Genomic DNA, 25,063 nt, shown 5'->3' on the forward strand with positions numbered 1-25,063 from the left:
CACGCCGGATGCTCCAAGCTACGGCGAAGTCGAGGATGCTGAATTGCTGGGCAGGTGACCGGGCAACCCACCGTAGTAGCTCTGATGTGTCGCGTTTCCGGGGCACGTCCCGTTGGCTGAACATGAATCCGTGCAACGAAGCAAGGTTGGTGAGCCAGTTGTCTATTCCTCTCGTGTCACCGGGTGCAACATCAAGACCAGGCGCACTGCCGGGCAGAGTTCCGGCAGGGGCCCGGATCCCGGCCATGCTCCGGCGGCCCAATCAGGAGACACCATGATCGGTGTGGTGGATGCCCCCGGCCGCAACGAGGGACGCGTGAGGCCCCGCGATGTGGGGTTCGCGCTGGCAGGTCTCGTGTCGTTGGTGCTCACTGTAGCGGCGGCCTCCACCGTGGCCGTCCCCGTGAACAGCGACCTCGGCCACGTCGCCGTACTGCCCTACCCGTACTGGATAGGGCTCGTGCTACTTAATATCACCTTCGTCGTGGCGCTGCGGGGGAATGCGGGGAGCCCGGTGAGCCGCGCAGTCATGGCGTGGCTCCTCGGGGTGCTCGTGGTGGAGCTATTTGGGACCGCGGCGTTTGTAACCGACATACCCCGGGGCGAAGTAGCGTTCGGACACCTTGGAATCGCCGACGCTCTGTCGAGCACACAGGTAGTAGATCCGAAAATTGATGCGTACTTCAATTGGCCGGGCTTCTTTGCCCTCCTGGCCACGGTAATCAAGGCAACCGGTCTCGAACCGGTGAGCATAGCCCTGTGGGCTCCGGTGCTTAACGTGGGGTTGTGGCTCGCCGCCCTGGGGGTGCTTACGCGATCCTTGACCGCTGATCCGCGGCGGCGCTGGCTTGTGCTGTGGCTTTTCTGTCTCGGTAACTGGCAGGACCAGGACTACCTCTCCCCCCAGGCTTTCGCCTTCTTCCTGTACCTCGTTGTGATCGCCCTGCTCGTCGGCCCGTTGGCCGCGCACCCCGGCACCTTCGGCGGCTTCCGGCCCGCCGATCTGGCGGTTTGGTGGCGAGGGCGGTCGCCCCGGGAGTGCCGGCCAGGGCACCGGGTGGGCGCGTTCGTGGTCGCCCTCCTGCTTGTCGCGGTTATCTGCGCAAGCCACCAGTTGACGCCCTTCGTAATGCTCATTGCCATGACCGCGCTCAACCTGAGCGGGCGTGTCTGGACCAGCAGGCTGCCCCTGATCACCGCTGTGGTGCTTGTGCTCTGGCTGATTTACCCGGCAAGTGCATACCTCACCGGACACCCGCCCCTCGAGGACGCCGGATTCCAAGGTGCGGTTGCGGCTAATGTCCTTGACCGCGTCACTGGGACCCCGGGTCACTCGCTCGTGGTGCAGGTTCGAATGATCCTGACCCTCGTACTGTGGGGCCTCGCCGCGGCAGGGGCGGTACGCGACTGGCGCAAAAAGCGCCTCGACGTCCGCGTGGTTCTCCTTGCAGTCACCCCACTGTTGGTCTTCCCGATGCAGTCATACGGCGGAGAAATGCTCATCCGCGTTTCGCTGTTCGCGCTGCCCTTCATCGCCCTGCAGGCGTCCTCGATCCTCCTGGCAAAGGACGGCAGCACACGCCTTCCGTTCCTGGCCGTGTTGGGCCTCGTGCCCACTTTCTTGTTGCTGTCCGTGCTGGTCGCGACCAGCAGGTTCGGAAACACAAAATTCGACATATTCACCGACAATGAGACGGCCGCCGTCGCCGAAGTCGAGCGCCTCGCACCTCACGGAGCAGCAATCATTTCCGCTGCCCATCCCACACCATGGCGAAGCGACGCCTACCTGGAGCACCGGTACCGGACCATGGACGAGTTGTGCCGACGAGACCTGTCAGCAGCGACCTGCGGCCCAGTCTTCTACAACTACGGCCGGCATAACCCTGCCGGTGCCTTCGTGCTGCTCATGCGATCAACAGAGGCAAGCCTCGAGCTCCAAGGGCAGAGCACCGAACGGAACTCCACCGAACTGGAAGACTGGCTTAGGGCCCAAGACGGCGTAGAGCTCGTATTCAGCAACACCGACGCGCGTATCTACCGGTTGCCGCCGCCATAAGCAGGAGAAACACTCTTGTCTGCGGGCTAGTAGCCTTCGCCGTACTCTGCGGTCACCAGGATGGGCAGGTGGTCCGAATTTCCGCGCGGCAGCGTTTCCACGCTGGCAATGTCCAGGCCCAGTGACGTAGCGAAGTCGAAATGGCCCTTGAACACCTTGTACCGCGTGTATGTGCGCCTGTTGCTAAGTGAGAGGGCGTAGCCGGAGTTCTTCATGTGCATGTCCAGGTTCTTGGTGAAGAACGGGTAGTTGAAGTCGCCCACCATCAGGGTCATCAGGCCACTGCCCATGCTCAGCAGTTCGGCGTGGGCTGCGTGGATCTGCTTCCTCCGCAGCGAGTTCGACGCCGTCAGCGGGGCTGCGTGGAACGAGCCGATTACCAGCTCGTGCTGGGTTTCGTTGTCCATGAGCCGGGTGCCGATGAGCCGCTCATGGGCCGGGGCCAGGACCCGGTCATGCATCGATTTCTTCAAGGCGAAGGACTGCGTGTCCAGTGCCGTAAACCGGCTGGTGCGGTAGTAGATGGCCAGCCCCAGCCGGTTGCCCTTGGTGGCATCAGCCAAATGCAGGGGGCCCAGGGTCTCCGGAAGGTCGCTTGAATCCACTTCCTGGAGGCACAGCGCATCGATGTCATGGTTCCGTGCCAGCGCGAGAAGCTCGCCACTGGCTGTGTGTTTGCGGAGGTTGTAGCTGATGACGCGCATGAAACACCTCTTTTTGAGGGTTGCTGACAGGACCAGTTCCTGAGTCTAGTCCGATTGCCACCTGCACCCGCCAACATTTCGTTGCCTGCCGCAGCGCGCCGCCCTCCGCGCCGGGAGATAGAGTTAGTGCCAATTCACTGAGATTCCGTAAGGGGCCAGCCTTGACTGCAGACCTGCCCGAACTTGCCGGGGGCAACTTCTACTACATGGACCTTGGCGGCGGCCGGTTCCGGTCCACCATCCACGCCCAGGGTGCCTGGAACGCCCACGAACAGCACATGGCTCCCGCCTCCGGGCTGATGGCAGATGTCCTGGAACGGCACCAGCCGCGGGAGGACATGCGAATGGCCCGGATCAGCTACGAGATCCTCGGTCTGATCCCGGGCGGCGAGTTCCGGATTGACACCACAACGCTGCGGCCCGGCAGGACCATCGAGCTGGTGCAGGCCGAACTGGTGGCCGGAAGCCGGACCGCGATCCGTGCCACCGGGTGGCGAATGCTGACCAGTGACACCGGTGAGGTGGCCGCCGTCGAGGACGCCGCGATACCCGGCCCGGACGAATGCAAGCCCTATGATGGCTCCGCCGTCTGGCCGGGAGGCTACATCCGGTCCCTTGAAATGAGGGTGGCCGAAGGGCACCGGCCGGGTGCCGGGAAAGTATGGCTCCGCACCGACCACCCCCTGACCGACCGCGCGGACAGCGGGGACTTCGCGCGGCTCATGGGGCTGGTGGATACCGCCAACGGCATCGCTGCCCGGGTGCCCCCGGGCAAGGACAGCTATGCGTTCCCCAACCTTGACCTGCAGATCCACATGTACCGGCGCCCCGAAGGGGAGTGGCTGGGACTGGACAATGCTGTGTCGTTCGGCCGTGACGGGATCGGGCTCACGTCCACCGTGCTGCACGACCGGCAGGGCCCGTTCGGCCGCGCTGAACAGATCCTGACACTGCGCAGGACTTGACCGGAACTGCAGTGCACAGATCACGGACGGCAGCTCCTGGTTGTCTGCCGGGTATGGTGCGCGGCATGTATCGCTGACTATCGTTGTATATCGTTCGCGATCGACAAAGGAGTTCAACATGCGTGCTTCATACCCTGCAGGCGGATTCGGCGGGAACAATCTGGACGGCATGTGGCAGGCCGTCGAGGAGTTGCGCTCCCGGTTCGAGAAGCGGGTGGGAACCCGTGCCGGGAAAGGCGAGGTGCGGGCAGCGGTGCTTGCCCTCCTCGCGGAGCGGCCCATGCACGGCTACCAGATCATCCGCGAGATCGAGGAACGCAGCGGCGGCAGCTGGAAGCCGAGCGCCGGTTCCGTCTACCCCACGCTGCAGCTGCTGGCCGATGAAGGGTCCATCAGCGCCGAGGAATCCAACGGGCGGAAAATCTACTCACTGACTGAAGCGGGCCGCGAGGAGGTAACAGCCCACCATGGAGCTGCGCCGTGGGATCCGGCAGGCCCCATGGCCGCATCCGGAATCACCTCCCTTCCCAAGGCCGGGATCGAACTGGCCCAGGCGGCAGCGCAGGTAGGCCGTACCGGTTCACCGGAACAGGTGCAGCAGGCAGTGGCAGTCCTGGACGAGGCCCGCCGCCGGCTCTACGCCATCCTCGCCCAGGACTGACGCGGGTGGCGTCCACCGTCCAGGCCAGGGCTGACCCGCGGCGCCCGGCCCGGGAGCACCGCGGGCGCTACCGGCGGATCCTGCGCTTCGCCGCCTGGAACCTCGCCGCCACCTGGTGGTTCGAGCTGTTCCTGCCGCGGATCGGGCTTGGCCGGATCGCCGCACGGACACGTTCCCGGCGGATGCAGCAATTTGCCCGGCGGTTCCGTGACCTGGCCGTGGAACTCGGTGGGCTGATGATCAAGGTGGGCCAGTTCCTGTCTTCCCGGCTCGACGTCCTCCCGCCGGAAATCACCAAAGAGCTCGAAGGGCTCCAGGACGAGGTCCCGCCGGTTGCCTTCCCGGCAATCGCCGCCCTGGCGGCACAGGAACTGGGTGCGCCCCTGGGTCATGTGTTCGCCGCCGTGGACGAGCTTCCGATCGCGGCCGCCTCGCTGGGCCAGGCCCACCGGGCCTGCCTGAACACCCTGGACGCCGGGGATACGGGACTCGACGCCGTGGTCCTGAAAGTACAGCGTCCGGGGATCGGCGCCATCGTCGACGTCGACCTTGCCGCCCTGCGGAAGGTGGGCGGCTGGCTCAGCCACGTCCGGCTTGTCTCCCGCCGTGCCGACATGCCGGCGCTGGTGGAGGAATTCGCGCTGATCAGCCTGCAGGAGATTGACTACCTGCACGAGGCAGTCAACGCCGAGCGCTTCGCCGCGGACTTCGCCGGGGATGACCGGGTGGCAGTGCCGGAAGTCGTTTGGGAACGGACAACCCGCCGCGTGCTCACCCTTGAGGATGTCACGGCCATCAAGATCACTGATGCGCCCGCGCTCCGCGCCGCCGGGATCGATCCCGCGGCGGTTGCCCCGGTTTTTGCCTCCATCATGTTCGACCAGCTTTTCACCAACGGCTTCTTCCACGCCGAGCCGCACCCGGGCAACATTTTCGTCACCCCCGTCCGTGCAGAAGCAGGGGAACTTCCCTGGAAGCTGACCTTCATCGACTTCGGCATGATGGGAGAGGTTACTGCGTCCACGCGCAGCGGCCTGCGGAAGCTTCTGATCGCAGCAGCCGCACGCGACGGCAAGGGACTGGTGGCGGCGATCAACGACGTCGGCGTCCTGATGCCGTCCGCCGACAGCGTGGGCCTGGAGCGCGCCATGACGCAGCTCTTTGCCCGCTTCGGCGGCATGGGCTTTGCCGAGCTCCGTGAAGTCGACCCCCGGGAGTTCCGCGATTTCGCGGTGGAGTTCGGGGATGTAGTCCGCTCGCTGCCGTTCCAGCTGCCGGAGAATTTCCTGCTGATCATCCGCGCCATGTCCCTGACGTCCGGCGTGTGCAGCGCACTGGACGAACGCTTCAACCTCTGGGACTCCGTGGAACCCTATGCGGCACAGCTGCTGCGGAACCAGCGCGGCAACGTGGTACAGGACGTGGCGCGGCAGGCCTTCGACGCCGCGGGGATCGCCTTGCGACTGCCTGGCAGGCTCGACGCCCTGGCCGGCCGGCTCGAGGAGGGATCACTGCAGATGGCCGTTCCCCGGCTGGAGCGGCAGGCCGCGCGGCTGGAACGGGCGGGACGTCGTTCGGCCTCCGCCCTTGTTTTCGGTGCCCTGCTGGTGGCGGGCGCCATCGTCCGCGCCGACGACCTGGGGCTCGGCAACATGCTGATGACCGCGTCGTCCGTTCCGCTGCTGCATGCCCTGTGGGCGGGGCGCCGAGGGCATTAAGACGGCTGCCGCCGTCGGGCGTAATCTAGGGATGGCCTGTCCGCCCACAGCCATCGAACACGGCACCACTGAACGTGTGCACCCAACACAGGAGTCTTGCAACAATGCACCAAACCGGTACTGAACTCCGCACGCTCACCGTGGTGCGGCAGGACGTGTCCCTGGGCGCGGGCCGCGACCTCGAATTCGGCCTGGAGCTGCTGGCCCGGGCCAAGGGCGGCGGTATTGGTCCCACCCTGCGGCTCTACCGGCCCGCGCCCACCGTGGCGTTCGGGCAGCGGGACACCCGGTTGCCCGGATTTGACGCGGCCGCCCAGGCCTGCCGGGACAACGGCTTCGAACCCCTGGTCCGCCGGGCAGGAGGACGCGCCGCCGCATACCACCAGGGCACCCTGGTGGTGGACCATATCGAACCGGACCCGGACGCCGTCGCCGGGTCCAAAACCCGGTTCGGCTACTTCGGCGGGCTCTTTGCGCAGGCGCTGCGCAGCGTTGGGGTGCAGGCGGCGGTGGGGGAAATCCCGGGTGAATACTGTCCCGGGGAATTCAGCGTGCATGGAACGGACCCGGCGGACAGCTCCCGGCGGGTGAAACTGGTGGGTACCGCGCAGCGGGTTGTCTCCGGCGGCTGGCTCTTCAGCTCGGTCATTGTGGTGGAGGATTCCGCGCCGATCCGCAAGGTCCTTACCGACAGCTATGCCGCGCTGGGCCTGGACTGGGATCCCGCCACGGCCGGCGCCGCCAATGACCTGGTGCCCGGCCTGGATGTGGCAGCAGTGGAGCAGGCCCTCCTGGACACATATGCGGGCCATGCCACCCTGGAAACTGCTTCCTTCAGCAGCCTGGGGGCATGACCCGCATCAGTTCCGGCGCGGTGCCGTGTGTGCCGGGGGCCGGTCAGGCAGCCAGGCGGCTCTTGACCTCGGCAGCTGATGGGTTGGTGGCTGCGGAGCCGTCCGGGAAGAGTACCGTGGGGACGGTCCGGTTGCCGCCGTTCAGCCGCTCCACGAGTTCGGCGGTGCCGTCCACCTCTTCGATGTTGATTTCCGTGTAGCCGATGCCCTGCGCATCCAGCTGCTTCTTCAGCCGGTTGCAGTAGCCGCACCAGGTGGTGGAGAACATGGTGATGGTGCCGGATTCGGGAGTGAAGTCCACAGGGATCTCCTATACGTCGCTTGAAAGGTTTCCTTACCGTCAACCGTAGCGTGGCCGCCGGTATTCCCCGGTGTTGCAGGCCCGCCCTGGTGCCTGGATGACAGTATGTGGCGGGCGGTGGCAAGCTGGTGCCATGTGTGGACGCTACGTAATGGCACGTGCCGTGGGGGACCTCCTGGCCGAGTTTGACGCCGAGCTTGAGGAAGAGGTGAGCATCCCGCCGTCGTGGAATGTGGCCCCTACCGATGCTGTCCCCATCGTGCTGGAGCGCCTGGTCGATGACGATGCCGCGCCCCGGCAGGTACGCCAGCTGCACGTGGCGCGCTGGGGCCTGGTCCCGTCCTGGGCAAAAGATCCCGGAATCGGCTCCCGCATGATCAACGCCCGGAGCGAATCCGTGCTGGAGAAGCCGGCGTTCCGGAAGGCCGTACAGTCCCGCCGTTGCGCCGTGCCGGCTGACGGCTACTACGAATGGAAGCAGGGCCCTGGGAAGTCCAAACAGCCCTACTATGTGCACCCGGGCCAGGACCACGGGCTGGTGTTCGCAGGCCTCTACGAGTGGTGGAAGGACCCATCTGTTCCCGAAGGGGAGCCGGGACGCTGGCTGCTGTCCACGTCCATCCTCACGGCAGACACGCCCCCGGCAGGGACTGAATCCACCATTTTCGGGAAGCTGACGGAGCTGCACGACAGGGTGCCCCTGCCCATGGACAGGGCAACCATGGAAGCCTGGCTGGACCCGCAGGCGGATGACGCCGCCGGACTCGTGGACCTGGTGCGGTCCGGGGTCAAAAATGCCGCCGCCGACTGGCGGGTTGTTTCCGTGGGCAGGGAAGTGGGCAACGTCCGCAACAACGGTCCCGAACTGATCCGCCCGGTGGAAGCCCTGTTCTAGCAGCCGCCGCCAAAGGTGCGGGTGTCACACGGTGACGGTGCCGGCGTCGTCCACTGCCCAGGTGGGGTTGTAGGCCACTTCCCAGCGAAAGCCGTCGGGGTCGGCAAAATACCCGGTGTAGCCGCCCCACGGCTGGGTAACCGGCTCGGCAATGATGGCAGCGCCTGCCGCCGCAGCCTCTTCCATGACCCTGTCAACCTCCGCGGGGCTTCGGAGGTTGTGGCTGAGAGTGATGCAGGGGATGCCTGCCGGCGGGGTGGTGCCTGCCTCAGCCTGCATCTGGCGTGCATCCCAGAGGGAGAGCACCAGGCCGTGGTTCACCTGGATGAACAGCACCTCCCCGGCAACCTCGCGGTGGACCGGCCACCCGAGGCCATCAATGTAAAAGGCGCGCGATTCCTGAACATTGCGGACTCCGAGGGAGATAAAGTCGACTCTGGGCTCCATGCTTCGATACTGTCAGATGATGGCGACAATTCAAGGAAACGATAGGGATGCCCGGGCCGACAAGGAACAGCTCGCTGCCGTTCGGGTTGCCGTTGACGAGGTGGATGAGCAGATCGTCACCCTCATCGCCCGCCGCGAACGGCTGATCAGGATCGCCGGGACGCTCAAGGGTGATGACGCCGAGGTGCGTGCGCCTGGCCGGGTGGAGCGGATCATCGAGCACGTCCGGTCGGCCGCAGAGAAGAAGGACATCGACCCGGACATCGTCGAATCAACCTACCGGGCGATGATCTCCGGGTTCATTGAACTTGAACTGAAGATCCACAAAGAAAACAGCTGACAAGTTCCAGGAGCCGGTGGAGGAGCCCTAAAGGGTTTCCTCCACCGGTACTCCGTGCTGGAACTCCCGTCCGTCCGCCTCGCTGAAGGCTGACAGGACGTGCCCCTGCCCGAGCCCGGTCAGGGCCGTGGCGGGAAAGCTTCCGGTGATGCTGTTTTCCGAGTGTGAAACCCCGGACAGGTCGTAATCCTCCTCGATTCCCTGGTCCCGGTTGAACGAGTAGCAGGCGATTGCCTCCCCGTTCATGAACTCGATGCACAGCCGCCGTTGTTGGGAATAGTCGGGAGAGGCTCCCATCAGTCCCACTACATAGGCGCCGGAATCCGGAATGGCGCCGTCGATGTCGAACCTTGCGACGAGGGTGGAGTCCTGGGTTTTGATGCTTGCCTGCTTCAGGAGTGCGTCATCGGTGCTCATGCCAACATCCTGCTCCCTGCCGCACGCTCCGTCCACCCCCGCCTATGTTTTGCTGCCGGCCCGGCGTAGACTGATTTCGTTCGAATATATATTCGAATACCCGTCAAAGGAAGTACCGTCCGGGAGGCGCACGTGGGCATGTTCAGCGAGTCCGTTGACGTGGTGTGTTCCGCTGCCGGGCAGCCTGAAGCCTTGACGTGGGCAGGCAAGTCCTACACAGTCTGCGCCGAGCCCGTCCGGTGGTATGAACGCCGGCAATGGTGGGCCGAGGACAGCAGGGCCCCCCTGGGAAGCGGTCCCGGCGTGGTTGACCACGAAATCTGGCGGGTCCAGGTGCTGCCCGCCCAGGCGCCGTCCCGCCCCGGAGCCGGAGAACCTGCCGGCGCAGAACCTCTCACCCTTGACCTGACGCGCCATATCCGCAGCGGCCGTTGGCGGCTGTTGCGGATCCATGACGCCCTGCGCACCAGAACAGCATGAGCTTTACCCACCTCCACGTTTCCACGGCATTCAGCGCCCACTACGGCGTCTCCTGGCCTGAAGAATTGGCAATGGCGGCCGCAGCCGACGGTGCCACCGCCCTCGCCTGCACCGACCGGGACGGCCTGTACGGCACCATCAAGCACCTCAAGGCTTGTATGGCGGCAGGCATCGACCCCATTGTGGGAGTGGACCTTGCGGTATTTGACGACGACGGCGATCACCGCACGCAGGTATCCGGCCGGGTGGTGGTGCTGGCACGCGGCCACAACAACGGTGCCGGGTACCGCGCTCTGTGCCGGCTGGTTTCCGACGCCCATGCCCGTACATCCGGGAAGGCCGGGGGAGCGGTGCCCGCTGCAGTCACCCGCGCCGAACTCGCCTCCCGCACCCTTGACCCCCACACCCTCAAGCCGGTGCTGACCGTCCTGCTTGGACCGGACTCCGACGTCGGACGGGCCATGGGTGGCAGGCGGTACCTGCGTCCCCGGACCCTTTTCAAACAGTGGCTGGATGCCATGCCCGCTGGAACGGTGGTGGCCGAAGTCGTCTCCCAGCTCAGCGCACCCGGGACGCCATTCAGCACCGCCCATGCCGTGCGCATGCTCAGGCTCGCAGAGGAACACCGTGTACCCGCGATTCTCAGCAACGCCGTCAGGTACTGCGCCGCCGACGGCGCACCAACCGCCGACGTCCTGGACTCTGCCCGGACGCTGAAGTCACTGCCGGAACTGGCAGGGGAACCGCTCCTGCAGCCCACCGGCCAGGGGTGGCTGAAAACAGGAGAACAGATGCTGGGGCTCGGCAGGGAAATCATTTCCGCTGCCGGGTATGGTGCCGCAGACCTCAAGCAGCTCATGGCGCAAACCGAGGCGCTCGCCGACCTCTGCCGGATCGACCCCACCGCCGATATGGGGTGGAAGCAGCCGGTGGTTCCGGAGGCCTCAGTCATCGGCATCAGCCAGGATCCGCACGCCGAACTCATCCAGCGCTGCCATTCAGGAATCGGCAGGCGGTTCCCGGGGATCACCGGCAGGCATGAACAGGACATGCTGGGGAGGCTGGATCATGAGCTTCGGATCATCCGGAACCTTGGTTTCTCCTCCTACTTCCTGACGGTGGCGGAGGTTTCCCGGATGATCCAGGACATGGGGGTCAGGGCGGCGGCCAGGGGGTCCGGGGCCTCCAGCCTGGTCAATTACCTGATTGACGTCAGCCATGTAGATCCACTCAAGCATGACCTGATCTTTGAACGGTTCCTCTCCAACGACCGCGCCACGCTGCCGGACATTGACATTGATGTCGAAAGCGCGGAACGCCACAACGTTTACCGCAGGATTTTTGAACGATTTGGCTCGGAACGGGTCACCCTGATGAGCATGCAGAACGGGTACCGGGCACGGGGGGCGGTGCGCGACGCCGGGCTGGCGCTGGGCATGGACGACGGCGAGGTGGGGGAGATCGCCAAACAGCTGTGGCGCTTTTCCGCCCGAAAGTTCCGTGAGGCCCTGCAGGAAAAACCCGAACTCCGGGAGTTCGCGGGCCGGGTGGAGCAGCGCGACACCGAAGGGAACCAGCAGCTTGACCTGTTGGTGGACCTGACCGAACGCCTCGACCGGCTGCCCCGCCACATCTCCATGCACCCGTGCGGCGTGATCCTGGGCGATGCCACGCTCCTGGACCGCACACCGGTGCAGCCAAGCGGACTCGGGCTGCCCATGAGCCAGTTCGACAAACACGACATGGACCCCATGGGCATGCTCAAGCTCGATGTCCTGGGGGTGCGCATGCAAAGCGCCATGGCCTTCGCAGTCCGCGAGATCATCCGCATCCACCCCACCAAAAAGGATGTAGTGGCAGCAGGCGGACATCCGGCAGGTCCTGACGGCACAGGGCCTGACTACATAGCCGGGGACGGCAGGATCGACCTGAACGCAGTCCCCCTTGACGACGAAGCCACCTACGAACTGATCAGAAGCACCCACACCCTGGGCTGCTTCCAGATTGAATCTCCGGGTCAGCGCGAACTGATAGGCAAAATGGCGCCACGGGAGTTCAACGACCTCATCATCGATATTTCGCTGTTCCGTCCAGGGCCCATGAAATCCGACATGGTGCGGCCCTTCCTGGAACACCGGCACGGGTTCTCCCCTGAGGTCTACCCCCACCCGGACCTCAAACCGGTGCTGCAGGAAACCCATGGGGTAACGGTTTTCCACGAACAGATCCTGAAAACCCTCGACATCATGACCGGCTGCGGGCTGGCAAAAGCCGACGAGTTCCGCAGGGCGTTAAGCAATGAATCCGGTGAAGCGCAGGTGGAGGAGTACTTCCGGCGCAACGCCAAAGCCAGGGGTTACACCCCAGAAGTGGTGGACAAGGTATGGGGGACTTTGAAGTCCTTCGCCAGTTTCGGCTTCTGCAAAGCCCATGGTGCTGCTTTTGCCGTTCCCACCTACCAGTCCGCCTGGCTGAAGACGCACCATCCTGAAGCCTTCCTTGCCGGCCTGTGGGAGCACGACCCCGGGATGTATCCCAAACGACTGCTGGTTGCCGAAGCCCGCAGGCTGGGCATACCCATCCTTCCGCTGGACATCAACCGGAGCACAGCCGAATACAGGGTGGAGCGGATCGAGTCCGGGAAGGACGCAGGCAGGCTGGGGATCCGGCTGAGCCTGAACGGGATCTACGGGTTGTCAGCTGCCGAATTGAAGCGCATAGTCGCCGGCCAGCCGTACGACTCACTGGCAGACCTCCGCGCGCGCTCGCGGCTCACCAAGCCAAGCATCAGGCGCCTCGCACAGCTTGGGGCCTTTGACTCACTGCACCGGGAAGCCGGGGGAGCAGCAAACCGGGCAGACCTTGTGCACCACCTGCAGCAGCTCCAGTCCGCCAATGGCGCACGCAAGGGTATTGAAGTGCTGGAGGGACAGCTGTCCCTTCCCCTGGGCGACATTGAACTGCGCAACCTCAAACCCGGGCTTCCCGCCCCCACCCTGGTGGAAAACGTCCGGGCAGAACTCGACCTCATGGCCGTCGATGTCAGCACCCACCTGATGGACAGCCACCGGCCACTGCTGGATAGGCTGGGCGTCACCACTGCGGATAAACTCCTCAGCCTGCGCAACGGGACCGAAGTTCTGGTGGCAGGAGTGCGGGTGGCCACCCAGACTCCTCCCATGCGCGGCGGCAGGAGGGTGGTGTTCATCAGCATCGACGACGGCACCGGCTGCGTGGATTCGGTCTTCTTCCACGAGGCCCAGGAAAGTGCAGGGCCGCTCCTGTTCGGAACACGCCTCCTGCTGATCCGCGGCACCACCCGAAGGACCGGCCCTCGGGGGATCAGCCTGAGTGCGAGCATGGCCTGGGACCTGAGCCGGACGGAGACTTTGCCCTTCCCGGCGTCCGCACCGGCGGCTGACCAGGAGGGCCCACATCCCCTGGACGGCATCAGCAGGACGCTCGCGATTACCGGATTTAACGGGTGAGCACTGTTCCACTGCCTCCGTGTGCCGCGTTGGTCGGCCCTTGGCGGAACCGATAGCATTGACGGTGGCTGGCTGTGGTCCCCGTATGCCACAAGCTATGAAGCCTTAACTTTGAATAGGAGACACCCGTGTCAGATGCCCAGCAGATCACCCTTCTCGTCGATGGCGAAGAGACCAAGGTGACTACCGGGACAACCGGTGCGGAACTCTTCTTTGAGCGCCGTGACGTTGTTGTGGCCCGCGTTAACGGCGAACTGAAGGACCTGGACCAGGAACTTCCCGAAGGTGCCGAGGTGGAAGGCGTCACCATTGATTCGCCCGACGGCCTGAACGTCCTGCGCCACTCCACCGCCCACGTCATGGCCCAGGCCGTGCAGCAGCTGCGTCCCGACGCCAAGCTCGGCATCGGCCCCTACATCACCGACGGGTTCTACTTCGACTTTGATGTTGCCGAACCCTTCACGCCCGAGGACCTCAAAACCCTCGAAAAGATGATGCAGAAGATCATCAACCAGAACCAGAAGTTCGTCCGCCGCGTGGTCAGCGAGGACGAGGCCCGCGAAGCCATGAAGAACGAGCCCTACAAGCTCGAACTGCTGGGAAAGAAGAACGATGCCGCCGAGGCCGGAGAGGGCGTGAACGTCGAGGTCGGCGCCGGTGACATCACCATCTACGACAACGTGGAACGCAAGGAAGGCACCACCGTCTGGTGCGACCTCTGCCGCGGCCCGCACCTGCCCAACACCAAGCTCATCTCGAACGCCTTCGCACTGACCCGTTCGTCGTCGGCTTACTGGCTGGGTGACCAGAAGAACCAGCAGCTGCAGCGCATCTACGGCACTGCCTGGCCCACCAAGGAAGCCCTCAAGGCCTACCAGGAACGACTTGCAGAGGCCGAGCGCCGCGACCACCGCAAGCTGGGCTCGGAACTCGACCTGTTCTCCTTCCCGGACGAGCTCGGCTCCGGCCTGCCCGTCTTCCACCCCAAGGGCGGCATCATCCGCAAGGAGATGGAGGACTACTCCCGCCAGCGGCACGTCGAGGCAGGCTACGAGTTCGTCTACACCCCGCACATCACCAAGGGCCACCTTTACGAAGTGTCCGGCCACCTGGACTGGTACAAGGACGGCATGTTCCCCGCGATGCGGGTGGATGAGGAACTCAACGAAGACGGCAGCATCCGCAAGCCGGCGCAGGACTACTACCTGAAGCCGATGAACTGCCCCATGCACAACCTCATCTTCCGGTCCCGAGGGCGCTCCTACCGAGAGCTGCCGCTGCGCCTGTTCGAATTCGGGTCGGTCTACCGGTACGAGAAGTCCGGCGTGGTGCATGGCCTCACCCGCGTACGCGGCATGACACAGGACGACGCCCACATCTACTGCACGCGCGAGCAGATGAAGGACGAACTCACCAAGACCCTGACCTTCGTCCTGGACCTGCTCAAGGACTACGGGCTTAACGACTTCTACCTGGAACTGTCCACCAAGGACCCGGAAAAGTACGTCGGTGAGGACGCCGCCTGGGAGGAAGCCACCAGGACCCTCGCCGAAGTTGCGCAGGAATCCGGGCTGGAGCTGGTGCCGGATCCGGGCGGAGCCGCCTTCTACGGCCCCAAGATTTCCGTGCAGGCCAAGGACGCGCTGGGCCGCACCTGGCAGATGTCCACCATCCAGCTGGACTTCAACCTGCCCGAACGCTTCGAGCTGGAGTTCCAGGCCGCCGACGGCAGCCGCCAGCGTCCCGTGATGATCCACCGTGCCCTCTTCGGATCGGTGGAACGGTTCATGGGCGTCCTCACTGAGCACTATGCCGGCGCGTTCCCCGCGTGGCTGGCGCCGGTCCAGGTGGTAGGCATCCCCGTAGCGGAGGCCTTCAACGAGTACATGTTCGACGTCGTCGATCAACTTAAGGCGGCGGGCATCCGGGCCGAGGTGGATACGTCCTCAGACCGGTTCCCCAAGAAGATCCGCACCGCCAGCAAGGACAAGATCCCGTTCGTGCTGATCGCGGGCGGTGACGACGCCGAGGCGGGCGCCGTTTCATTCCGTTTCCGGGACGGAAGCCAGGACAACGGCGTGCCCGTGTCGGAAGCCGTCAAGCGGATCACCGAAGCCGTCCGTAACCGGACCAGCTAACCGAACGGAAGCAGCACAGTGCAGGAGAACACAGGCACGGGGTATCCAGGTGATGCCGGCGTTACCGACGACTTTGCCCTCGCCGGTGTCCCGGACGCCTTCCAGCGCCTGTGGACTCCGCACCGCATGGCCTACATCAAGGGCGGGCAACACCAGTTCAAGAATGAAAACGACTGCCCGTTCTGCGTGGGTCCCGGCCTCACTGACGAAGAGGCGCTCATCGTCCACCGCGGCCGGACCTGCTATGTGGTGCTGAACCTTTTCCCTTACAACCCGGGGCACCTGCTGGTCTGCCCGTACCGGCACATTCCGGACTACACAGACCTCACGGTTGAAGAAACAGCGGAATTCGCTGACCTCAGTCAGACAGCGATGCGGGTCCTGCGCAAGGTATCCAATCCCGGCGGCTTCAACCTGGGCATGAACCAGGGGGTAGTGGGGGGAGCCGGGATCTCGGCGCACCTGCACCAGCACATCGTCCCGCGGTGGGGCGGTGACGGCAACTTCTTCCCCATCATCGCCCAGACCAAGGCCATCACCCAGACCCTCGATGAGGTCCGGCAGCAGGTGGCTGACGCCTGGCCCGGGGAGTCGAATGCTGAATAGGCATGCCCGCGGCTTCTTCACCGCGCTGTTTACGCCGCTGGCCCGCTGCCTCCTGAAGATCGGGGTCTCGCCTGACGCGGTGACCATCCTCGGTACCGCAGGGGTTGCGGCGGGAGCCCTGGTCTTCTACCCGCTGGGGCAGCTCTTTTGGGGCACGCTCTTCATCACCGCTTTCATCTTCTCCGACGTCCTGGACGGCATCATGGCCCGGATGCAGGGCGTGAAGAGCCGCTGGGGAAACTTCCTTGACTCCACCCTGGACCGGATTGCCGACGGCGCCCTCTTCGCAGGTGTGTCCGTATGGTTCTTCACCGGCGGCAACAACACGGCCATCGCTGTGTCAGCCCTGCTCTGCCTTGTCCTGGGCATGGTTGTCTCATACGCCAGGGCCAAGGCGGAGTCACTGGGCTTCACGGCCAATGTCGGGATCGCGGAGCGGGCCGAACGCCTGGTATCTGTCCTGGTGGTCACCGGTCTGACCGGCCTTGGGCTCCCGCCGGTGGTGCTCCTGGCAACGCTGGTTCTCCTGGCAGCGGCCAGCCTCATAACCGTGGTGCAGCGCGTTGTCTCCGTGCGCCGGCAGGCGTTGGCGGAGACGTCGCCGGCGGATTAAGCATGATTAAGCCGGCCGGGCGGCGGGGGACTAGTATAAAGATTGCCCGGTCAATGGACCCGGCAATCCGTGCGTGCACGTCCGGCACCAGCCGCCGCATGCCCGGCGAAGATCATCTAGCTACCCATAGGGGTTTTTGTGTCTACACCTGATGTAAGCAACGAGGCCGGTTCGTCCGCGAACAGCGTCACGGGCAGCAGCCGCGTGAAGCGTGGCATGGCCGAGATGCTCAAAGGCGGCGTCATCATGGACGTCGTCAACGTCGAACAGGCCCGCATCGCCGAAGACGCCGGTGCCGTGGCGGTCATGGCGCTGGAGCGTGTTCCGGCCGATATCCGCGCCCAGGGCGGCGTGTCCCGGATGTCCGATCCGGACATGATCGACCAGATCATCGACGCCGTCTCCATTCCAGTCATGGCCAAGGCCCGCATCGGCCACTTCGTCGAGGCCCAGATCCTGCAGTCCCTTGGTGTCGACTACATTGACGAGTCCGAGGTCCTGACCCCGGCCGACTACATCAACCACATCGACAAGTGGAACTTCAAGGTTCCCTTCGTTTGCGGCGCCACCAACCTCGGTGAGGCCCTGCGCCGCATCAACGAGGGCGCGGCCATGATCCGGTCCAAGGGCGAAGCCGGCACCGGCGACGTCTCCAATGCCACCGGGCACATGCGCAAGATCCGCTCTGAGATTGCCCGGCTGTCCTCCCTGCCCGAGGACGAGCTGTACGTCGCAGCCAAGGAACTGCAGGCCCCGTACGAACTGGTCAAGGAAGTTGCCGCTGCCGGCAAGCTCCCGGTGGTCCTGTTCACTGCCGGCGGCATCGCCACCCCTGCTGACGCGGCCATGATGATGCAGCTCGGCGCCGACGGTGTCTTCGTCGGATCCGGCATCTTCAAGTCCGGCAACCCTGCCCAGCGCGCCGCCGCGGTCGTCAAGGCCACTACCTTCTTCGACGACCCCGACGTCATCGCCAAGGCCTCCCGCGGCCTGGGCGAAGCCATGGTGGGCATCAACGTCGACGAGATCCCCCAGCCGCACCGCCTCGCCGAGCGCGGCTGGTAATTCTCGCCTCCTTGGGGGCGCCGGGCGGCGCGATCCTCTCTGTTGTAACTGACGACGCCGGTTCCTCACCTTCTTCAGGTGGGGGACCGGCGTCGTTCTTCTTTAATCGGGGTCCAGGGGTTACTCCAGGCCGCGGCGCTTCAGCAGGGGGTCCAGGTGCGCTTCGCGGCCACGCAGGATCCTGAAGGACTCCAGGGGGTCGCGGCTGTTTCCGCGGGACAGGAGCTCCTGGCGGAAGCGTTCACCGTTGGCACGGGTCAGGCCGCCGTTTTCACTGAACCAGTCCACCGTGTCCGCGTCCAGCACCTCGCTCCAGATGTAGGAGTAGTAGCCGGCCGCGTAACCTGCGCCCGCGAAAATGTGCTGGAAATAGCCGGTCCGGTACCGGGGCGGGATCAGCGGGTGGGCAATCCCCGCGGCAGCGAGGGCCTTTGCCTCAAACTCCAATGCGTCGTCCGGCACGTCCGCCGGCTCCAAGGAGTGCCAGGCGAGGTCCAGCAGGGCCGCACCCAGGTACTCGGCAGTGGCAAAACCTTCGCCCCAGAGCCGGGACTCGTTGAGGCGGTCCACGATGTCCTGCCGAAGCGGCTCGCCGGTGATGTAATGGCGTGCGTAGTTGGACAGAACCCCGGGCCACATGATCCACATTTCGTTGACCTGTGACGGGTACTCCACGAAATCCCTCGGAACCGCCGTGCCGGAAAAGCGTGGGTAGGTGACCTTGGAGAACAAGCCGTGCAGTGCGTGGCCGAACTCATGGAAGAGCGTGCGCAGTTCGTCCAGGCTGAGAAGGGTTGGCTCGCCGGCGGGCGGCTTGGAGATGTTGAGCGTATTGATCACCACGGGCTGGCTGCCTAACAGCGCCGACTCGTCCACGAGCGAGTTCATCCAGGCGCCGCCCCGCTTTGATTCACGCGCGTAGTAGTCGCCCAGGAACAGCCCCAGTCCAGTGCCGTCCCCGTTGCGGACTTCCCAGATGCGGACGTCCGGGTGGTAGCCGTCGAGGTCGGTCCGCTCGTGGAAGGTGATCCCGTACAGGGACGTGGCGGCAAAGAACACGCCGTCGGTAATCGTCCGGTCCAGTTCAAAGTACGGCCGCAGTGCCTGTTCGTCGACGTCGTACTTTTCCCGTCGCACCTTCGCCGAGTAGTAGGCCCAGTCCCATGCTTCCAGCGGATGGCCGGCAATTTCGGCCAGGGCTGCGGCTTCGGCGTCGGCGTTGCGGATGGCTGCCGGCGCCATCCGGTTCAGCATCGTGCGGACTGCTTCAAAGTCCGGTGCCGTCTGGCGGTCCGCCACAAGCTCGGCATAGTTGGCGAACCCCAGCAGCTGGGCCTTCTCCGCCCGCAGCCCGGCCATCTCTTTGGCCAGGTCCAGCACATCCAGGCTGCCGCCGTCGCTGCCCCTTGCCACGGACGCTTCGAACAGACGACGGCGGACGTCCCGGTTCTCGAGCGCGGCCAGGGCCGGCTGGTTGCCGGGCTGGACCAGGGTGAGCAGGTATTTGCCGTCATGTCCGGCGGCGCGGGCTGCTTCCGCAGCACTTGCGACATCGTCGGCCGGCAGGCCTGCCAGCTCGCCGGCGTCGTCCAGCAGCAGTGCGGCGGACTTCATCCCTTCCTTGACCCGCTGGCCGAATTCCGTGCCCAGGCGGGCCAGGTCGGCGTTGATGGCGCGCAGCCGTTCCTGGCCTGGTGCGTCCAGCTGGATGCCGGACTGGCGGAACTCTTTGAGATATTCCTCCACCAACCGGGCGGACTCGGGATCGCAGCCGCCCGAGTCTATGGCGGCAAAGCGGTCAAACAGGGCTCGGTTGAGGAAGACTTCATCCTGATGGGCGGAGAACCTCGGCGAGAGTTCCGTTTCGAGTTCCCGGATCTGCTTGGACGCATCCGCCGACACCAGGGTGAAGAACGCCGCGGCTGCCCGGTTCAGCAACTGCCCGGACCGCTCCATCACCACAGCCGTGTTCTCGAACGTGGCAGGTTCGGCGTTGCTGGTGATGGCCTGGATTTCCGCCAGGTGCGCAGCCAATCCTGCGTGGATGGCTTCCCGGTACTGCTCCACGGTGACGGCGTCGAAAGGTGGAAGGCCGTAGGGCAGGGGACTGGCTTCGAGGAGGGGATTCGTCATGGGGTAAACCTTTCACAGCGGGGCAGCCTTCTCAATTAGTTGGAATCCCACGTGTTCCCAGCAAGCATCCCTACAATTGCCGCTATGCGGTCCAGCCCGGGCCGCGCTCAGTGCGTCCTGCACGGCACGCGCACGGGTCTGGCAAAGACGAAGGGACCCTGGCATGACCAAAGGTGGCACGACGCCGGGGGCCGCCGTCGCGGGCATACCGTTCCGATGGGTGGGACCGGGTGCTGTCATGGTGCTGGTGGGAGCGTACGGCATCTTTTGGTACGCGGCGCGGCCGGCGGGCGAGCCGGTCCTGGCACACGTAGGCCAGCTCTTTGGCGGCGAGTCCGTGCTGCTTTATTCGATCGCGCTGGTCCTGGTCAGTACCCTTCCACATGTCGAGCCGGTCTTTGGCGGTATCGACCACGCAGCCATCTGGCACCGCAGGGCGGCGATTACGGCAACCATCCTTTTGCTGCCGCATATGGAACTTGCAGCGAATCCGGAAGCAACCAGCCTGGGAAAGACACTGGCGGTGGTTGCCATCTGCGGACTCGCCGCCCTGGTGGTGTGGGCAGTCTTGCCGCGCTGGCGGACTATGCTCCCTGCGCCCGTCCGCCGCCTTGTCCTCACTTCCCTTGGGACCCGGCCGGTACAGTTGGCAGCCCGCCTGCTGGGCGGTTACGAGCGGTGGCGGGGCTTCCACCGGCTGACCGGCCTTTTCCTGGCCGCCGGATTCCTGCACGGCCTGCTCGATGCCAGCGCGTTTGAGGCTGTGCCCGTCCTTCGGTGGAGCTACGTGGCAATCGGCGGGACGGGACTGGGGTTCTATGCCTACCGCGAATTGCTGGCGCGGCGTTTCCTGCCGCATCACGACTACCAGGTGGCAGGGGTGCGGCCGGTTGCCGCGGACCTGGTGGAGGTGGAGCTCCGTCCCCTGGGCCGGCCGTTGGCGTTCAAACCCGGCCAGTTCGCCATGATCTACCTGGAAACAGCGGAAGGCTGGCAACGGCATCCCTTCTCCATCTCGGGGCCGGCAAGGGAAGGCGGGATCAGTATTACGGTCAAGGCGCTGGGCGACCACACGGCCAGGGTTCCGGACGTGGTCCAGCCGGGGATGCCGGCCGTGGTTGGCGGACCCTACGGCCGCTTTGACCGGCACCGCGGCACAGCTCATCAGGTCTGGGTCGCCGGCGGGGTGGGAATTACTCCCTTCCTGAGCTGGCTGCGGTCGCTGGACGGGGAGCTCCACGAAGATGTCCACTTCTTCGTCACTTCGGCAGGTCCGTCCCCCTTTGCGGAAGAAATCACTGCCGCCGCCAGGAACCATCCACAGCTCACGGTCCATTTAGTGGATACCGAGGCGGACGGCCGGCTCACGCCGGAGGCGGTCCTGGCTACAGTAGGCACGGAACCACGCCTGCTGTCGGTGTTCATGGGCGGACCGGATCCCATGCTGCGGCAGTTCCGCAAAGCCTTCCGCGCCGCCGGCGTCCGCCGGGCCAACATCCACCGGGAGTATTTCCAGTGGCGCTGACCGCGTGGCTGCAGCTCAGCAGCGGTGCAGTCCAGCGTTGTCGCAGCTCAGCGGGGACGGCGGGCAGCGTGCTCCCGTGCCAGGACGGCGTAGGTGTCGTCCGGGTTGCCGGGAGAGAAGCTGCCGAACTTGCGCTCCGCTGCCGTGCGGATGAGGAAGTCGGCGATCGCGGGGTTCTTGGGCAGCAGCGAGCCATGCAGGTAGCTGGCCACAATGTTGCGGTACCGGGCTCCTTCATGGCCGTCACTGCTGTTGTTTCCCGTTCCCTTGGCAACGGTGCCGAGTGGCTGCACACCGCTGCCCAGTGTGGTTTGGCCGCTGTGGTTTTCGTAGCCGAGGACTTCGCCGAACTCGGTGGTTGAGACTTTGACGTTGCCGATCAGTCGCTCATCGGTGCCGTGGGTTTCCACGTCCAGGACGCCGATGCCCGGGATGACGGTGCCGGTGCGGGTTTTGAAGAACCGGCCAAAAAGCTGGTAGAGGCCACAAATGACCAGCATGGGAGCGCCGTCCTCGGCCAACTCCTTGAGCTGGCCGGCCCGGGACTGCAGGTCGTCCTGGATCACCAGTTGCCCGCTGTCCTGCCCGCCGCCGCCGACGATGATGTCCACGCCGTCAGGGAAGGGGTCGCCCACGTTGTACTCGAGCAGTTCAGGGGTATAGCCGTGCCAGGCGATACGGCGCTGCAGGACCAGCGCATTGCCCCAGTCGCCGTAAATGTTCATGTCCCGCGGGTACAGCTGGACCACGCGGATGGTGCCCTTGGACTGGCCGCCAGCGGCCGCCGTTTCTGCCGGATTCACGAGACAACCTCCACGGTGGTGATTTTGGACAGCTCGCGGCGGATGGCCAACATAGCGGTGTAGGTGCAGAAGATCCGTTTGGGCCTGCCCTGGCCTTCCCTGATGAAGGCTGCCAGGGCGGCCGGGATGTCGGCCTGCACGGCCCCGACGCGGACGTCGTCGTACTGCAGCCGCAGCGCCATGTCGTAGGCGCGGGATCCGGTCAGCAGTTCCACGCCGCCCTCGCGCAGCGAATCGAATTCCACATCCCAGAGCCAGGACATGTCCCGGCCGTCCGCGTAGTTGTCGTTGATGGCGATCATGGTGGCGTAACCGCCGGCGGGGAAGGACTTCAGTCCCAGCCGGAAACCGCTGGGGTTCTTCACCAGGACCAGGTCCAGCGGCTGGCCGTCCACGGTGAGGCTTTCGCCGCGGCCAAAGGCCGGCGCCACCCGGGACAGCGCCTCCAGCAAGGTGGCGTGGTTGGCGGTGGCCGCGCCCCCGCCGCAGATGCTGCGGGCCAGTGACAGGGCGGCCGCCGCGTTGAAGATGTTGTACACGCCGCGCAGCTTCATCGCCGTGGTGACCGTGCCGCCGTCGTACTCAAACTCGGCGCTGTCCGCGCCCACTTTGCGAAGCACGACGTCGGCTGCGGGCTTCTCCGGCAGGCCCGCCGGAGCGGGGCTGCCTGGAGCGGCCCGCATGTCGTCGTCATTGGGAAAGGTGCCAAGGAGGGAGACGTCAAGGCCGAAATACTTGACCTCCTGTCCCGTCAGGGTGTCAGCAATCCTTGCCACCCGTGGGTCCTCGCGGTTCAGGACCACCGTTCCGGTGGTTTTGGCGGCAATGTGCTGCAGGAGCTGCGCCGTTTTATCGATCTCGCCAAAGCGGTCCAGCTGGTCGCGCAGCACGTTGAGGAGCAGGCAGTACCGGGGCGGGACGCTGTTCACGAAATGGACCGCATGGGCTTCATCGAGCTCCAGGACGGCGATGTCCGCATCCAGCCTGCCACGCCAGTCCACCTCGCCAAGGAGGGCTGCCGCCACGCCCCGGGTGAAGTTGCTGCCCGTCCGGTTTGTGAAGACCTTCAGGCCCTGGCTTTCCAGCAGTTCGACCACCATTTTGGTGGTAGTGGTTTTGCCGTTGGTGCCGCTGACCACCGCCACGCCGTGGGGCAGCGTGGTGAGCGTCCGCCGCATGAATCCGGGGTCGATTTTTTCGACCACCAGTCCGGGAAGGGCTGACCCGCCGCCCCGCAACCGGGACACCCTGCGGACCAGCTTGCCGAGCGGAACACTGAAGAAGACCATGTTTTGAATATATCCCAGCAGCGGCATGCAACCCTTGCCGGCAGCGTCCCCGCGGCAGCAGCCAGGGTGCCGGGCCCGTATGCTGGAGGGATGACAAATCCCCCTTCTGCTGCTCCTGCGCGTGTCGGCTCAGGCCTGCGGATTGGTGTCCTGGCCCTCCAGGGAGACTTCCGCGAGCACCTCCGCGCAGCGGAAGCCACCGGCGCGCAGGGCGTCGCTGTCCGTCGCCCGGCGGAGCTGGACGGCCTGGACGGCCTCATCATCCCCGGCGGCGAATCCACCGCCATTGATAAACTGGCGCGCGCCTTCGACCTTGCCGACCCGCTTCGGAAGCACATAGCCGAGGGCCTGCCTGTCTACGGATCCTGTGCAGGGATGATCCTGCTCGCGGACCGGATCGCCGATCCCGCAACCGATCTTTCCGGTGCCCCCCAACAGACATTCGGCGGGCTGGACATCACCGTCCGCCGCAACGCCTTCGGCCGGCAGCGTGAATCCTTCGAAACCGACCTGGACTTCAAGGGACTGGAGTTCAGCGCCACAGAGTCGGGCGTGGAGCCGGTGCACGCTGTTTTCATCCGCGGCCCATGGGTGGAGCAGGTGGGCGCGGACGTGGAGGTCCTGGCACAGGTGGAACCGGCCGACCCCGGCCACGCGTCCCACGCCGTGCCCCTGCCGGGGACGGCTAGAATTGTCGCAGTGCGTTCCGGCCACCTGCTGGCAACCTCCTTCCATCCGGAAGTGACCGGCGAGAAACGCGTACACGAACTTTTTATCCGAATGATCAGAGGAGAAGCGTAAAGCATGTCAGGCCACTCCAAATGGGCAACGACCAAGCACAAAAAGGCGATCATTGACAGCCGCCGCGCAAAGTCGTTCGCCAAACTGATCAAGAACATCGAAGTTGCCGCCCGAATGGGTGGTCCGGACCTCGCCGGCAACCCGGGCCTGGAACTTGCCGTGACCAAGGCGAAGAAGACCTCCGTTCCCAACGACAACATCGACCGCGCCATCAAGCGCGGCGCCGGCCTCACCGGCGAAGTGGTGGACTACACCGAAATCATGTACGAGGCCCGCGGCCCCCAGGGCTCTGCCCTGCTGATCGAATGCCTCACGGACAACAAGAACCGTGCCGCATCCGAGGTCCGCCTGGCCATATCCCGCAACGGCGGCACTATCGCCGACCCCGGTTCCGTCAGCTACCTTTTCACCCGCAAGGGCGTTGTAAACCTGCCCAAGAACGGCCTGGGCGAGGACGACGTCCTGATGGCCGTCCTCGATGCGGGCGCGGAGGAAGTCAAGGACAACGGGGAGACCTTCGAGATCCACTCGGAGCCGGGCGACCTGCAGGCCATCCGGGAAGCGCTGAAGGAAGCCGGGATCGAATACGACACGGACGAAGTGGAGTTCGTGCCTTCAATGCAGGTTGAGCTGGATGTGGACGGCGCGCGGAAGTTCCTGAAGCTGGCTGATGCGCTTGAGGACCTCGACGACGTGCAGAACGTGTACAGCAACGCCGACCTCAGCGACGAAGTCCAGGCTGCCCTGGAATCCGAGTGACGTCC

General features: G+C 65.0%; 23 protein-coding genes. 16 read left to right on the forward strand and 7 right to left on the reverse strand.

The genetic code is table 11. The annotated features are described in order from the left end of the window. Positions 1 to 274: 274 nt before the first annotated feature. Positions 275 to 2,056, forward strand: coding sequence for a glycosyltransferase (locus QFZ57_RS14140; protein WP_306900673.1), 1,782 nt, complete (start codon positions 275 to 277; stop codon positions 2,054 to 2,056). A gap of 26 nt (positions 2,057 to 2,082) precedes the next feature. Here the strand turns inward: QFZ57_RS14140 and QFZ57_RS14145 are convergent, their stop codons facing one another. Then, a complete protein-coding gene (locus QFZ57_RS14145) occupies positions 2,083 to 2,760 on the reverse strand; it encodes an endonuclease/exonuclease/phosphatase family protein (RefSeq protein ID WP_306900674.1) in 678 nt (225 codons plus the stop codon). Positions 2,761 to 2,921: 161 nt separating this feature from the next. On the opposite strand from QFZ57_RS14145, the gene QFZ57_RS14150 reads away from it, so the two are divergent. The 4 genes from QFZ57_RS14150 to QFZ57_RS14165 all read left to right on the forward strand — a co-directional run bounded on the left by QFZ57_RS14150 (position 2,922) and on the right by QFZ57_RS14165 (position 6,958). Next, positions 2,922 to 3,725: a thioesterase family protein gene (locus QFZ57_RS14150; RefSeq protein WP_306630999.1), complete on the forward strand. Its 804-nt coding sequence runs from the start codon at positions 2,922 to 2,924 to the stop codon at positions 3,723 to 3,725. A gap of 118 nt (positions 3,726 to 3,843) precedes the next feature. Next, positions 3,844 to 4,386 carry a PadR family transcriptional regulator gene (locus tag QFZ57_RS14155; protein ID WP_306631000.1) on the forward strand — a complete coding sequence of 181 codons (543 nt, stop codon included), beginning with the start codon at positions 3,844 to 3,846 and terminating at the stop codon, positions 4,384 to 4,386. A 5-nt stretch (positions 4,387 to 4,391) separates the two neighbouring features. Continuing rightward, positions 4,392 to 6,104: an ABC1 kinase family protein gene (locus QFZ57_RS14160; protein WP_306900675.1), complete on the forward strand. Its 1,713-nt coding sequence runs from the start codon at positions 4,392 to 4,394 to the stop codon at positions 6,102 to 6,104. A 104-nt stretch (positions 6,105 to 6,208) separates the two neighbouring features. Further along, positions 6,209 to 6,958 carry a lipoate--protein ligase family protein gene (locus tag QFZ57_RS14165; RefSeq protein WP_306631002.1) on the forward strand — a complete coding sequence of 250 codons (750 nt, stop codon included), beginning with the start codon at positions 6,209 to 6,211 and terminating at the stop codon, positions 6,956 to 6,958. 43 nt (positions 6,959 to 7,001) lie between these two features. On the opposite strand, the gene QFZ57_RS14170 is transcribed toward QFZ57_RS14165, so the two are convergent. After that, positions 7,002 to 7,259, reverse strand: coding sequence for a mycoredoxin (locus QFZ57_RS14170; protein ID WP_306900677.1), 258 nt, complete (start codon positions 7,257 to 7,259; stop codon positions 7,002 to 7,004). A gap of 133 nt (positions 7,260 to 7,392) precedes the next feature. Between QFZ57_RS14170 and QFZ57_RS14175 the strand changes: the two genes are divergently transcribed. Then, positions 7,393 to 8,154, forward strand: a complete 762-nt coding sequence (locus QFZ57_RS14175) for an SOS response-associated peptidase (RefSeq protein WP_306900678.1) — start codon at positions 7,393 to 7,395, stop codon at positions 8,152 to 8,154. A 24-nt stretch (positions 8,155 to 8,178) separates the two neighbouring features. Here QFZ57_RS14175 and QFZ57_RS14180 read toward each other — a convergent pair whose 3' ends face one another. Continuing rightward, entirely contained in the window at positions 8,179 to 8,601 is a 423-nt protein-coding gene (locus QFZ57_RS14180; protein WP_306900680.1) for a VOC family protein, read from the reverse strand. Between the two features lie 16 nt (positions 8,602 to 8,617). On the opposite strand from QFZ57_RS14180, the gene QFZ57_RS14185 reads away from it, so the two are divergent. After that, on the forward strand, positions 8,618 to 8,941 hold the full coding sequence (locus QFZ57_RS14185; RefSeq protein WP_043454505.1) for a chorismate mutase: 324 nt from the start codon (positions 8,618 to 8,620) through the stop codon (positions 8,939 to 8,941). Positions 8,942 to 8,968: 27 nt separating this feature from the next. Here the strand turns inward: QFZ57_RS14185 and QFZ57_RS14190 are convergent, their stop codons facing one another. Then, the gene (locus QFZ57_RS14190; RefSeq protein ID WP_306631006.1) at positions 8,969 to 9,358 is read right to left on the reverse strand and encodes a hypothetical protein; all 390 of its coding nucleotides are present in this window, start codon (positions 9,356 to 9,358) and stop codon (positions 8,969 to 8,971) included. A gap of 132 nt (positions 9,359 to 9,490) precedes the next feature. On the opposite strand from QFZ57_RS14190, the gene QFZ57_RS14195 reads away from it, so the two are divergent. From QFZ57_RS14195 to pdxS, 6 genes are all read left to right on the forward strand, one after another. Then, positions 9,491 to 9,838: a DUF6504 family protein gene (locus QFZ57_RS14195; RefSeq protein WP_306900681.1), complete on the forward strand. Its 348-nt coding sequence runs from the start codon at positions 9,491 to 9,493 to the stop codon at positions 9,836 to 9,838. Further along, positions 9,835 to 13,326: a DNA polymerase III subunit alpha gene (locus tag QFZ57_RS14200; RefSeq protein ID WP_306900682.1), complete on the forward strand. Its 3,492-nt coding sequence runs from the start codon at positions 9,835 to 9,837 to the stop codon at positions 13,324 to 13,326. The genes QFZ57_RS14195 and QFZ57_RS14200 overlap by 4 nt, the downstream gene beginning before the upstream one ends. A 128-nt stretch (positions 13,327 to 13,454) precedes the next feature. After that, positions 13,455 to 15,464: a threonine--tRNA ligase gene (gene thrS, locus QFZ57_RS14205; protein ID WP_306631008.1), complete on the forward strand. Its 2,010-nt coding sequence runs from the start codon at positions 13,455 to 13,457 to the stop codon at positions 15,462 to 15,464. An 18-nt stretch (positions 15,465 to 15,482) separates the two neighbouring features. Beyond that, positions 15,483 to 16,070 (forward strand): HIT family protein, encoded by a 588-nt coding sequence (locus QFZ57_RS14210; protein ID WP_306900683.1) that lies wholly within the window; start codon positions 15,483 to 15,485, stop codon positions 16,068 to 16,070. Further along, positions 16,060 to 16,683 (forward strand): phosphatidylinositol phosphate synthase, encoded by a 624-nt coding sequence (gene pgsA, locus QFZ57_RS14215; RefSeq protein WP_306900684.1) that lies wholly within the window; start codon positions 16,060 to 16,062, stop codon positions 16,681 to 16,683. Before QFZ57_RS14210 ends, pgsA begins: the two co-directional genes overlap by 11 nt. A 138-nt stretch (positions 16,684 to 16,821) precedes the next feature. Continuing rightward, on the forward strand, positions 16,822 to 17,748 hold the full coding sequence (gene pdxS / locus QFZ57_RS14220) for a pyridoxal 5'-phosphate synthase lyase subunit PdxS (RefSeq protein ID WP_142122051.1): 927 nt from the start codon (positions 16,822 to 16,824) through the stop codon (positions 17,746 to 17,748). A gap of 120 nt (positions 17,749 to 17,868) precedes the next feature. Here the strand turns inward: pdxS and QFZ57_RS14225 are convergent, their stop codons facing one another. Beyond that, positions 17,869 to 19,881 carry a M3 family metallopeptidase gene (locus QFZ57_RS14225; protein ID WP_306900685.1) on the reverse strand — a complete coding sequence of 671 codons (2,013 nt, stop codon included), beginning with the start codon at positions 19,879 to 19,881 and terminating at the stop codon, positions 17,869 to 17,871. A 163-nt stretch (positions 19,882 to 20,044) separates the two neighbouring features. Here QFZ57_RS14225 and QFZ57_RS14230 point away from each other — a divergent pair, with 163 nt between their 5' ends. Beyond that, on the forward strand, positions 20,045 to 21,406 hold the full coding sequence (locus tag QFZ57_RS14230) for a ferredoxin reductase family protein (RefSeq protein WP_306900686.1): 1,362 nt from the start codon (positions 20,045 to 20,047) through the stop codon (positions 21,404 to 21,406). Between the two features lie 47 nt (positions 21,407 to 21,453). On the opposite strand, the gene QFZ57_RS14235 is transcribed toward QFZ57_RS14230, so the two are convergent. Then, entirely contained in the window at positions 21,454 to 22,209 is a 756-nt protein-coding gene (locus tag QFZ57_RS14235) for a type 1 glutamine amidotransferase (protein WP_306900687.1), read from the reverse strand. After that, entirely contained in the window at positions 22,206 to 23,498 is a 1,293-nt protein-coding gene (locus tag QFZ57_RS14240) for a Mur ligase family protein (RefSeq protein ID WP_306900688.1), read from the reverse strand. Before QFZ57_RS14240 ends, QFZ57_RS14235 begins: the two co-directional genes overlap by 4 nt. 90 nt (positions 23,499 to 23,588) lie before the next feature. Here QFZ57_RS14240 and pdxT point away from each other — a divergent pair, with 90 nt between their 5' ends. After that, on the forward strand, positions 23,589 to 24,299 hold the full coding sequence (gene pdxT, locus QFZ57_RS14245; RefSeq protein ID WP_306900689.1) for a pyridoxal 5'-phosphate synthase glutaminase subunit PdxT: 711 nt from the start codon (positions 23,589 to 23,591) through the stop codon (positions 24,297 to 24,299). A 3-nt stretch (positions 24,300 to 24,302) separates the two neighbouring features. Further along, positions 24,303 to 25,058 (forward strand): YebC/PmpR family DNA-binding transcriptional regulator, encoded by a 756-nt coding sequence (locus QFZ57_RS14250; protein ID WP_306631016.1) that lies wholly within the window; start codon positions 24,303 to 24,305, stop codon positions 25,056 to 25,058. Positions 25,059 to 25,063: the final 5 nt, after the last annotated feature.

The sequence above is a fragment of the Arthrobacter sp. B1I2 genome, from assembly GCF_030816485.1.
In the GTDB taxonomy this organism is placed as follows: domain Bacteria; phylum Actinomycetota; class Actinomycetes; order Actinomycetales; family Micrococcaceae; genus Arthrobacter.